The sequence below is a fragment of the Candidatus Krumholzibacteriia bacterium genome (assembly GCA_035649275.1).
Classification (GTDB): Bacteria; Krumholzibacteriota; Krumholzibacteriia.
In genome coordinates this window covers 37353-48790 of the sequence record DASRJW010000083.1, presented here as the reverse complement: position 1 = coordinate 48790, position 11438 = coordinate 37353, and the positions used below count along the sequence as shown (strand labels likewise).

The window sequence follows — 11438 nt, the reverse complement described above, 5'->3', positions numbered from 1 at the left end:
CTCACGCTCCAGACCACGCTCATCGCCACGGCCTTCACCGTTCTCACCGGTACTCCCTTGGCCCTTCTCCTGGCCCGCCACCGCTTCCGGGGCCGCGAGGTCCTCGACACTCTCGTGGATCTGCCGATCACGGTGCCACCTGTCGTGGGGGGCGTGGCCCTCCTCTTCGCCTTCGGCCGTCGCGGGCTGCTCGGGCGCAGCCTCGAGGTGTTCGGCTTGCAACTTCCCTTCAGCACCGCCGCAGTCATCATGGCGCAGGTCTTCATCGCCAGCCCCTTCTTCGTCAAGGCGGCGCGCGCGGGCTTCGAGGGCGTTCCGGTGCGTCTCGAAGCCGCCGCCCGCACCCTCGGGGCCAGCCCCTGGCATGTCTTCTGGACCGTGACGCTGCCGCTGGCTCGACCCGCCCTGGTCGCCGGCACCGTTCTCTGCTGGGCGCGGGCGCTCTCGGAGTTCGGGGCCACCATGATGTTCGCTGGCAACTTCCCGGGACGCACGCAGACGCTGGCGCTCGCGGTCATGTCGGCGATGGAAAGTGATCTCGAAACCGCTCTGGCGGTCTCGACGCTGGCGATCTTCCTCGGCCTCGGGGCTCTCATCCTCGCCAAGAACTGGGCACGGCGTGCGCTTCGCAACTGAAGATTCCATGGTAGTGCAGGGTCTCAGAGCTCGGCTCGCCGCCCGTCTCGGCTCCTTTTCGCTCGATGTCGAACTCGAGGTCGGAGGGAACGAGACCCTCGTTCTCCTGGGGCCGAACGGTTCCGGCAAGTCCACCTGCCTCGATCTCATCGCCGGACTGCGGAGTCCGGAGCGCGGCCGCATCGTGCTCCACGAGACGGTCCTCTTCGACACGGACACTGGCGTGAACCTCCCGCCAGAGGATCGTCGTGTCGGACTGGTGTTCCAAGACTATGCGTTGTTCTCGCACCAATCCGTGCGTCGCAACGTGGAGTATGGGCCGCGGGCCCGGCAGCTCCCGCGGGCAGAACGGGAGCAAGTCATCGCCTCTTGCCTCGCCCGTCTCGACCTCACCGCGATCGCGGACCAACCGGTGCTCGAGCTCTCGGGCGGCCAGCGGCAACGCGTCGCGCTCGCCCGCGCCTTGGCGTCGGAGGCCCGACTCCTGTTGCTGGATGAACCCTTTGCGTCCCTCGACGCGACGACCCGGGCCACTGTCCGCGCCGAGCTGCGCCGGTTCTTGCGGGACGCGGCGCTGCCGGCGCTCGTCGTCACCCACGATCCGCTCGATGCTTTCGTGGTCGGCGACCGGCTCGCGGTCATCGAAGGCGGCCGTCTCGTCCAAGTGGGGACGGGCGAGGAGCTCCTGGCGCATCCGCGCACGCCTTTCGTCGCCGATCTCGTCGGTCTCAACGTCTACGAGGCGGAGCTCGCTCCCGGTGCGGGCCTCAAGGAAGCGCGGGCAGGAACCGTGGCCTTCCATGTGCTCGCCGATGCGCTGTCCGGCGCCGTCCATCTCGCCTTCGCGCCGTCCGACGTCGCCCTCGCCAGCGTACCTCCGGTGGGCTCGTTCCAGAACGCCTTCGCGGTGCGGGTCCAGGAGAGCGCGAGTCTCCCCGATCGCCTGCGCGTGACCCTCGACGCCGGCGTACCGATGGTGGCGGACATCACTCGCGAAGCGGCCAGCGGATTGCAACTGGCTCCGGGGGCGTCGCTTTGGGCGATGGTCAAGGCCACCTCGATTCGCGTCTATCCATGACAACGGCCTCCCCCCGCGCGAGCGGAGGAAGGCCGTTGCGGCGTGGAGCGTGTCCGCACGCTCAATCGCGATAGAGGTTCTTCAGCGTGCTCCAGGTTTGCGATTGCACGCCCACGGTCAGCGACTCGTACTCGAAGCTGCACCACTGGGCCTCGACCTGACCGCTGGCACCGGAGGCACCGACGAAGAACTGGAAGTGACCGCCGACACGCGCCTCGTTCAGGATCCCCCAGAGGCCATAGGGCGGGTCCTCGTTCGGGTTCCCCATGTCGAACGACTTGACGCCGCTCGAGTACTGCACGTTGTCGTAGGTCACCTTGTACTCGATCGTGCCCGGATCCTGCTCGCTCAGCCCGTGGGCCCGGTAGACGATCTCCAGGTGGATGGGCGTCCCCTTGGTGTAGTGGAGGCCGTGGGACGCGGTGAAGGAATAGAAGGGCAGCCGGCCCCCGAAGCAAGCGATCTCGCCGTCCGTGGTGCGGACGTTGAATCTGCCGTCAGCCTGACCCCACCAGGGCGCGATCTGCAACCCAGCCTCGGCATCCCCCGTACCGTTGAGGCTGAGATCGGCGGCGAAACGGAAGGAGTCCCCGTTGTGGAACACCAAGGGATCCGCCCCATTGTCGGAAAAACGCCAGGCGTGCAGGTTGGCGAAGCCGATGCAGCCGGCGTTGCGGTCCTCGATGGTGATGCAGGTCGGGTAGTCGTTGGTGATGGTGAGGGTCGAGCCCGGGCAATCGTTGAAGATGCGGGACACGACCACGGCGCTGTTCGGGTCCGGCGCTGCGGCCGCCAGACTCGCGAGGCTCGCGAGCAGCAGCAGCGCGAGGCCGATGAGTTCGATTCTCGTGGACCGCCTCATGGCGTGGTCCTCCTCGGGAAATCCGTCGAAATGAGTGACCCAGGACCAGGGGCTGCAATCCTGGTGCGAAGATGGACTGGCGCCGCGGCGCGGCGCGCCTCGATAACGAGGTTCGACTCCCTACCTCCTCTGCTGCCCGACGCAAGGGGCGGGCGCGGTCGAGCCGGCACCGTGTCGGCGTCACAGCAAAGCCAGCTCCTGGGGGGCGTGCTGACATTGTACCCAATGCTCACCTGGCGAGGGGGCTCCGGTGCTTCGCGGTCGCCGTGACACTGGCGGCGAGGGGCAATTGCGCGCCAGTTCCCAATGCACGAAAGAAATCCGGGGTCCGGCGCACCGGACCCCGGAGTTTGGGCCGCGATCGCTGCGACGCGAGACGCGGCTACTGCAAGACGGTCGCCTGCGCCGTCTCGGTGCGCTCGCCCTGGGTGAGCCGCACGAGGTAGACGCCGGCCGGCAACTTCCTCTCCTGACCGAACGTCATGCTGTGCAGACCGGGACCGAGCTGGCCCACTTGTGCGGCAGCCACCTGCCGGCCCCTCACGTCGTAGACCTCGAGCTTCGCCGCAGCGGAGCTCGGCAAGCTGAAGTTGACCGAGAAGCCGAGCCGCGCCGGGTTGGGGGCGATGCCGCGGAGCGCAAAGCCGTAGCCCCGCGTCCCGCTATCCGTCGTCCCCGCGATGCTGAAGAGATTGGTGCTGCCGAGCTCAGCCTCCAGCGTCGGCCCGGAAGCGTCCTCCACCCCCAACGAGACCACCGCGAGCAGCGCCTGTTCCGTCGCCACCGACGGCACGGTCCAGAGCAAACTGCCCGGGTTGTCCAGGTTTTCCGCCTCGACGCTCCAGGTCGCGCCGCCATCGAAGGAAGCGAGCAGGTCCACGATGTGGAAACGGCGCTCCACTTCCCAGACCACCTCCACCTGGGTGCCGGGGGTTAGGACGCTCCCGGCCGCCGGCGAAGGCAAGTGACCGGTCTTGACCTTGATCATGTCGGTGGCCTCGAAGCACTCTCCACCCACCAAGCCACTGACGGTGATCGGAACGGAGTTGCCCACTTCCAGGAGAGCGGTGACCTCGGCGCGATCGAACTTCACCATGAGGTCGGGGATCCCGTCCGCATCGAAGTCGCCGACCGAAGTCGGGGCCCCCGCCGCCACCGGCACCGTGCCGTTGAGCAGGATCGAGCCCAGATCGTAGTCGCCCGCGGGCTCGAGGTAGCCGGTGACCCAGCGACCCCCGGAGCTCTTGTTCAGCACCTGCGGATTGAAGGTGAGCTCGACCGCCGCAGTGCAAGTGGAGTAGGTCACATTGCCCCACGTGGCGGTGAGCAGGGCCCCGGTGTTCGCCCGCGGCTGGAAGTAACCTCCCACACGCCCGTCGTTGAGCATCCCCCAAATGCCATTCGGGGTGCACTCATCGGGGTTCTGCTCGCCGAAGGGCAGCACCGGGCTGTCGTAGGTGTTGCCGTCGTAGATCGCCCGGTACTGGATCGTGGCCGGGTCGGTCGACACCAGCTCGTTGGCGCGGTAGGTCACCTCGAAGCGGATCGTCGTGCCTTTGACATAGGTGATCCCATGGTTGACGGTGAAGCTGTAGAAGGGAAGCGCCCCGCCGAAGCAGGCGATCTCCCCCGTGGTGGCGTTGGCCATGATGCGCCCGTCCACGAACTTCCCGTACCACGGTGAGACGCGCAGGCCGCCCTCGCCTTCACCGGGCCCGCTGATGGTGAAGTCCGCCCCGTAGGCGAAGTTCGAGTTGTTGTTGAACACGGCAGCCGTCGTGCCGCCGTCGTCCGAGAAGCTCCAGCTGTGGAGGTTGGCGAAGCCCAGGCACGCCGGATGCATGGTGTCGCTGATCTCGATCAGGGACGGGAAGCTGTTGGTCGTGGCCAAGGTCGAGAGCGCGCAGTCGTTGAAGGTGCGGGTCTCGATCGTGGCAGCGTTCGCCACCGGTGTGCCGACCGGGGTCAGCTCCTGGAAGGTGATGTTTCCCCAGGTGCCGGTGAGCAAGGCACCGGTGTTCGCCCGGGCCTGGAAGTAGCCGCCGACCCGCCCATCGTTCAGCATCCCCCACAGGCCGTTCGGGTTGCACTCGTCGGGGTTCTGTTCGCCGAAGGGCAGCTCCGGGCTGTCGTAGGTGTTGCCGTTGTAGACCGCCCGGTACTGGATGGAGGCAGGATCGGTCGAGAACAAGTCACGAGCGCGGTAGGTCACCTCGAAACGGATCGTCGTGCCCTTGATATAGCTGATGCCGTGGTTGACGGTGAAGCTGTAGAAGGGAAGGGCGCCACCGAAGCAAGCGATCTCGCCGGTGGTGGCGTTGGCCATGATGCGCCCGTCCACGAACTTCCCGTACCAGGGCGAGATGCGCAAACCGCCCTCGCCCTCGCCAGGGCCGCTGATGGTGAAGTCGGCGCCGAAGGTGTAGTCCGAGTTGTTGTTGAAAACGGCAGCCGTGGAGCCGCCATCGTCCGAGAAACTCCAGCTGTGCAGGTTGGCGAAACCGAGACACGCCGGGTCCATGGTGTCGCTGATCTCGACGAGGGCCGGGTAGTTGTTGGTGGTGGCCACCGTCGAGAGAGCACAATCGTTGAAAGTGCGGGTCTCGATGGTCGCCCCGTTGGGTACGGGTGTGGCCTGAGCCACGCCGCCGAGAACTGCCGCCCCCCATGCCAGACCGATCGCCGCCCGAAGGGCGACCTTCCCGGCACGCCAGTTAAAGCGTCTCATAGATGTTCCTCCTCGTACGAAGTACGTGCAGACGCTTGCGGCTCCTTGCACGCACAAGGCGCCGGCGAAACCCAGTTGCAGCAAACTAACGGACAGAATATCCACAGACTACGAGCCGAAGCACCACCTTTCTCTGGGAAACATCCGTTCACCTCTCTCGAATCGATCCGTCCTCCCGGTTGGGTCAATCAGCGCAGCACCAGGCAGGCCTTCGCCTGTCGCTGGCCGTCCACCTCCAGCCGGAGGTAATAGACACCGTTCGGCAGGCCCGCCGCGTCCAGGGGTACACCATGCTCGCCTGCCGGCCAGGCGCCTTCCAGGAGCTGCCGCACCCGCCGGCCCGCCACGTCGTACAGCGCCAGGGAGACCCGCCCCGGCACCTCGAGCCGGAAGGGTACGGTGGCCACCGTCCGCATCGGGTTGGGCTCGTTCTGCAAGAGGGCGAACCTCCGGCCAGTGGCGGGGCCGATCTGCGCCACGTCGGTGGCGGTGAGGAAACCGGCGCGCTGCAGGCCGCGCTGGATGTCCGGGTTGGTCCAGAAGCGGCGCCAGACGTTCCCGGTGCGGTAGTTCTCGATCATGATGATGATCGGCCCCTGGTCGATGCCGACGTAGTCCGTGCCCCACCAGTTCGCCGTCAGGTTGAAGGCGTCCTTGAACCCGTAGGTGGAAAAGAGCTGGGCGCCGTAGGTGTCGTACAGATGGTGCAGGGTGGGGATGACGATCTCCGGCGCGAACGGCAGCGACCCGGCCACCGCGGTGGGAGTGATGGTGCCATTGTCGTTCTGCGGCGGCGGCGCCCCGTGGGCGGCGTAACCGCCGGGTTCGTCGCTCGCGGTGATCCCCCACACATACTGGCCGTACCCGACGCGGCCGAGCGGATTGGCGATGCAATAGGCCTGCTGCGCCAGCGTCGCCCGGCGGGAGTTCTCGAAGTAAGTGATGCCGCGATTCGTCATGTAGGCATCTTGGATGGTACGGAAGTCGATCCAGCAGTGGCTGTACTGGTGCCCGAAGAGCGGCGGGAAGATCACGTAGTCCTGCCCGTACTGCGTGCTCCAGTTGTAACCGCCGGTCCAGGAGGTCCAGGTGCTGGCGGGCACCGGATGGGTCGGGGAGCCGAGGGCGAGGATGAAGAGGATCATGGCCTCGTTGTAGCCGATCCACTGGCCGAAGCCGCCGAAGCCGGTGCCGGGTTTCCAGCCCATGTAGATGGACGGAGCGAAGTTGCGCATGAACTCCCAGTTGGCGCGGTAGTAGATGTTGTCCGCCAGGTCGCGCACCTGCACATCCCCAGGGTCGGCCGTATCGAAGTACTGCTTGACGTCGATGATGCCGGCGAAGAGGAGCGCCGTGTCGATGGTGGAGAGCTCGCTGCTCCAGGTGCGGAGCGCCGTGTTCATGTCGAGGAAGTGGTAGTAGAGCCCCTGGTAACCGATGGTGCCGCTGGCGGCGCTGCTCTGCGGCTGCGTCCACAGGGTCTGCAAAGCGGTGAGGATGCGGGTGCGGCCGGCGTCACGCGTCACCCAGCCGTGGTCGATGCCGATGCAGATGGCGGAGAGGCCGAAGCCCAGCGAAGCGATGCTGCACGGCGAGGTGAGGGTGCTCCGGTCCTTGATGAGCCCGTTCGTCGCGTTCGCCTCGTTCCAGAAGTAGTTGAATGCGGTGTGTTGCAAGGTGTCGAGCAACGCTTCGGTGGTCAGCGCCCGAGCGCCGGACCAAGGCAGGGCGAGGATGGCGAGCCCAATCGAGATGGAACGGATCACGGTACTCCCTCCCTGTCCTCACATGCCGAGGACGAAGGTGAAACGATGCACTTCCGGCAGGACCGTGTGCGAGGCCCAGCCATAATCGAATTCGAAACGACGCGAGGCGATGACACCGCTCAGGCCGATCCCGGCGGTGGGGCCGAGCTCGGTGTCTTGCTGCCCCAGGGTCTGGTAGCCGGCGCGCAGCGCCAGAGTTTCCTTCCACGACCACTCCCAGCCCAGGCTCACGCCCTCGGTGTTGTCGTTGGGATGGAAGGCGTCCATGCTGAGCAACAGCTTGCTCGTGGGGCTGAGTCGCCGGGGATAGCTGAGACCGATGCGGAACTGCGCCGGCACGGGGAACTCGTCGGTGGCCTGCGCCGCCGGCAGGGCGCTGTTGTCGCCGTAGCGCGTCGGATCGGCGTCGTACTGGATCACCAGGTCGCGGCCGTCGAAACCGCTCTTGGTGCCGAAGTGGAGGACGCTCGCACCCAAAGTGAGGCCGGAGCCGGTGATGCGGTACACGGTGCCGAAGCTGAAGCTGAAAGCATCCAGGGTGCTGTTCCAGATCGTCTCGCTCATGTAGTTGAACTGCGCCCCGGCGGCGAAGCGGGGCGTCACCTGCCGCCCGTAGCCGACGCTCAGCGCCACGTCCCGCACACTGTAGAGCTCTCCGGTGCCGAGTGGTTGCGTCACGGTGCGCACCTCGATGTCCCCGGAGTTGAGCGACGTGACGCTGACGAAGGTGTTGCCCCAGTCGCCGAGGGCGATGGCGGCGGCGGCATACTCGTGACGGATGTCGGCGAACCAGATGCCGTGGCTGAATTGAAAGGTCGTGCGTTCCAGGGAACCCAGCGCCGCCGGGTTGTAGTAGACGGCCTGGATGCCCTCGGCGACGGCGGCGCCGGCGTTGCCCATGGCGGCGATGCGGGCGCTGGGCTCGATGGCGACGAACTGCGCGATGGTCGTCCCCACCTTCGTCTGCGCCGCCGCCTGGGCCGAGAACAGCGCCATCACCAGGCATGCGGCTGTCATCTCGCGCCTCATCGCCTGCTCCTTGCGCTCATGCTCGCGTCGCCTTCCACGTCTTCGTCCCCTCACCCTCATTTGATGACCGCGAACTTGCCGATACTCGATTCCACCGCTCCCGCCTCCACATGGAATATGTAGAGACCGGGAGCCACGTCCAAGTTGTCCTTGGTCCTCAGGTTCCAGGCCACCACCCCCGCCGTGGAGCCGTCGTGCGCCAGCGTCTGCACCAGCTCGCCACGCAGGTTGAAGATCCGGATGGTGCAGTATTGCGGCAGGTTGCGGAACTCGAGCCGCCGCTCGCCGCGGCCGGCGATGTTGAAGCGCTCCGGCTCGAAGCTGGCCGAAGCCACGTAGGGATTCGGCACCACGTAGGGCCGGTCCGGCGCCGCGCTCGCCGCCACCGCATCGACGGACTCTGCCTTGCCGGTAAAGGTGAAGCGGTCCTCGTAACCAAAGGGTTTGGTGAGCCGCAGGTCGAACACATCCCCCTGCCGCGGCGGCCGGAGCGGGGCCCCGTCGCTCGTCTGCGTGCCCGCCAGCTGGAACCTCCAGGTCACCTGGGGTGTCGTGGGTGCCGAGCGAGTGTAGGTGACGACGTCCAAGAATTCGTCGGTGCGGCTCAAGGTGCCATCGGCGTCGAGATCGCGAAAACGGAAATCCATGCGCTGGTCGCCCGCCGCGGTGTGCGCCACGATCTCGAACTTGGCCGGCCGGGCCGGAATGGGGAACACCGCCAAGCCGGTGTCGAGCACGACGTCGGCGAAGGTGATCGTCAGGTCGTCGGGGAACCCAGGCCGCCGCAGGTTGATCGGCTGCACGGTCTGGTACTCGACGAGGAGCAGAGCGTTGGTGGGGCTGCCGTCGGCGAAGCCGGTGCGGGGTTCGTCCACCTCCACGGTCTCTTGCGTCTCGATCACCGGGAGCAGGCCGGCCGCGGCGGGACCATTGCCTGTGCCCTCCAGATCCCGGCCGTGCTCGAAGAGCACCTGGTCGGCGTTCTTGTCGACGAGGGCGTAGGAATCGGCGCGGACGCTGTCCTCGCCGCTGGCGAAGGCGATCTCGAAGAGGTGACCCTCGCGCACCAGGCTGGAGTTGAGCACCTCGACCTGCACCATCCCGGCGCCGCCGCCGCTCGCGTGGACCAGTCCTTGGATGGATGCAGCCACGTAGCCGCGCACGCGGGGCTCGGGGCGCACCTCTACCACGTTGGACGGCAAGATCGTGCCGCCGCGGGGCGTCTCCGAGACGGTGATGGCGTTCTCCGAGGGATAGAAGTTGAACTTCTCCGAGCCGTGGTCGTAGGCGGTGAGGGCGTAGAAGTAGCGTTGGCCGTTGACGACGGTGGAGTCCTTCCAGGTGTGGGTGAGCCCAGTGTCGTTGCCCAGGTAGTAAGCCACGCCCTCCACGGTCAGCTCCGAGAAGCCGTGGATGCCGTTGACCAGATCGAACTGCGCGCTCGGGCGGCCGTTGCCGATGGGGCCGGAGCCTGTCCCGGTGGTGATCACCTTGACGTCGCGGAAGGCCGGGTCGGTGGATCGATAGACGCGGTAGCCCTCGAAGTCGAACTCCCCGGTCACCGGGTCGGCGCCGCGTTCGGCCACGTCGTCCCAAGCGAGGCGGACATAGCCATCGCCGGCCTCGGCGGTGAGGGTCGGGAGCTTCGGCGGCACGGCGAACTGGTAGTTGGCATCGTAGATCTGCTGCACCGTGTTGACCGTGCGCCGCAGCTCGTTGAGATCGCCGCCGTAGGCGAGAGCGAGGCTGAAGCGCTCGGTCTTGCCGGCCCGGAGCTGGAAGGGCCCCGAAGCGAAGAGGAAGCCGATGTTGTAGTTGGCAGCCAGGGGCGGATCGAAACGCACCGCTGGATCCGGGCTGGTGAACTTCTCGTACAAACGCTGCGGCCAGTTGTTGGGGTCGGTGTAGAAGACGATGCCGTCCACTTCCTGGTTGGGATTCCCCTGGCCGGCCTTGATGCGGTTGATCTTGAAGCCGGTGAGACCGATCTGATCGGATTCGTTGAGGTCCGTGCGGTCGAAGCTCGGCTCCCCGAGGGTGGGCTGGCCGTCGCCCTCGCCCTCGTCGCCGGTCTCGGGCAGGCCGTCGGCGCCGACATCGTGCAGCTCCACGTTCCAGTCCATGTCCTCGTCGCCGGTCCACCAGCTGCCGCTGCGGTAACCGGCGCGATCGGCCAGCGGGCCGTACTTGTTTTCGAAGCGGGCCCGATCGTAGTGGGTGTCCACATAGGCGGCTATCGCGTCCTGGCCCACGATGAGCTCGCCGACGCCACCATCGCGCCGCTCGTCGGTGATGCCGTCCTCGTCGTTGTCGATGCCATCGAAGGAGTTGCCCGGCGTCTCCAGGTAGGCGTAGCCCAGGTAGCCGGTGCGCCCGCACGGCCCCGCCTGATCGCGACCGTGGCCGAAGCGATCCCAGGTGTAGACCAGGTTGATGACTTCCTCGTCGAAGGTGCGATCGAAGTAGGCGTTGTCGTCGTCGGACTCGTAGATGCCGTCGCAGGAGAGCGCCGAGCCGCCGACGCCGGAGTCCATGTACAGGCCGAAGATGACGTTGTCGTTGTAATCCGTGGTGCTCTCGTTGGTGATGTCGTAGTGCCAGAAGATGACGTTGCCGGCCTGGGGGTTGGCCCATTGGAAGCCGCGTACCTCGATGCGCAACCCCAGACCCCGGCGGGTCTGGTCACGGTCGTCGGGGTAGTAGTCCCAGGCATCGTAGAACTGGTCGTCCATGACCATGAAGCTCTCCTGGTCCGCCGCCGGGCGCTTGCCGAAGTAGCCGTTCCAGCTGCCGGACCAGTCCGGAGGCTTGTCGGGCCACGCATCGGGCCAGGTGCGGCGATCGCTGCTGATGGCCGGCGAGCGCGCCGGGTTGCGCAAGGGGTCGGCCTGGAAGTATCCCGGCCGCGGCTCGAAGCGCATCACCCGGTTGAAGTAAGGGCTGGTCCCCTGCCGTTCACGGAAGCCGGTCTCCATGATGTAGGCGTCCAAGCCGTTGCGCTGCCGGACCTTGGCGAGGACGAAGGGCGTGATGCCATCGCTGTAGTTCATGCCCGTGCCTTTGGGCACCTCGGCGGAGTGGAAAACGCTCAAGTCCACGTTCACCGGGTCGCTGGGATAGTCCCCCACCATGCCGTAGTTCCAGAAGACGGTGCGGATGTTGGCGGCATCGTGGAAGCCAGAACGCTCGGCGTCGAGCGTGCCGCGCTGGTCCGCCGGCACTGGCGTGGTCACCTGGGCCGCCGCGGGCAGCGGAGCGGCCGCCGCCAGCAGGAGAAGCGCGAGGAACGCAAGAAGCGCGAGAAGCGCGCGTCGAGGCGGCGCGAGCCGAGGCCGCGCT

General features: G+C 66.7%; 7 protein-coding genes. 2 read left to right on the top strand and 5 right to left on the bottom strand.

Going from position 1 to position 11438, the window contains the following annotated elements:
* Positions 1 to 636, top strand: a 636-nt coding sequence (locus VFE28_08300) for an ABC transporter permease (protein ID HZM15987.1), incomplete at its 5' end; no start/stop codon positions are given.
* 7 nt (positions 637 to 643) lie between these two features.
* Complete coding sequence (locus VFE28_08295; protein HZM15986.1) at positions 644 to 1714, top strand: ABC transporter ATP-binding protein; 1071 nt, start codon at positions 644 to 646, stop codon at positions 1712 to 1714.
* 61 nt (positions 1715 to 1775) lie between these two features.
* Here the strand turns inward: VFE28_08295 and VFE28_08290 are convergent, their stop codons facing one another.
* The 5 genes from VFE28_08290 to VFE28_08270 form a co-directional block, all read right to left on the bottom strand.
* Positions 1776 to 2576 carry a hypothetical protein gene (locus VFE28_08290; GenBank protein HZM15985.1) on the bottom strand — a complete coding sequence of 267 codons (801 nt, stop codon included), beginning with the start codon at positions 2574 to 2576 and terminating at the stop codon, positions 1776 to 1778.
* Between the two features lie 382 nt (positions 2577 to 2958).
* A complete protein-coding gene (locus VFE28_08285; protein HZM15984.1) occupies positions 2959 to 5304 on the bottom strand; it encodes a T9SS type A sorting domain-containing protein in 2346 nt (781 codons plus the stop codon).
* Positions 5305 to 5492: 188 nt separating this feature from the next.
* The gene (locus tag VFE28_08280) at positions 5493 to 7070 is read right to left on the bottom strand and encodes a glucoamylase family protein (GenBank protein ID HZM15983.1); all 1578 of its coding nucleotides are present in this window, start codon (positions 7068 to 7070) and stop codon (positions 5493 to 5495) included.
* A gap of 18 nt (positions 7071 to 7088) precedes the next feature.
* Positions 7089 to 8087 (bottom strand): PorV/PorQ family protein, encoded by a 999-nt coding sequence (locus VFE28_08275; GenBank protein HZM15982.1) that lies wholly within the window; start codon positions 8085 to 8087, stop codon positions 7089 to 7091.
* Between the two features lie 68 nt (positions 8088 to 8155).
* Positions 8156 to 11332, bottom strand: a complete 3177-nt coding sequence (locus tag VFE28_08270; protein HZM15981.1) for a hypothetical protein — start codon at positions 11330 to 11332, stop codon at positions 8156 to 8158.
* Positions 11333 to 11438: the final 106 nt, after the last annotated feature.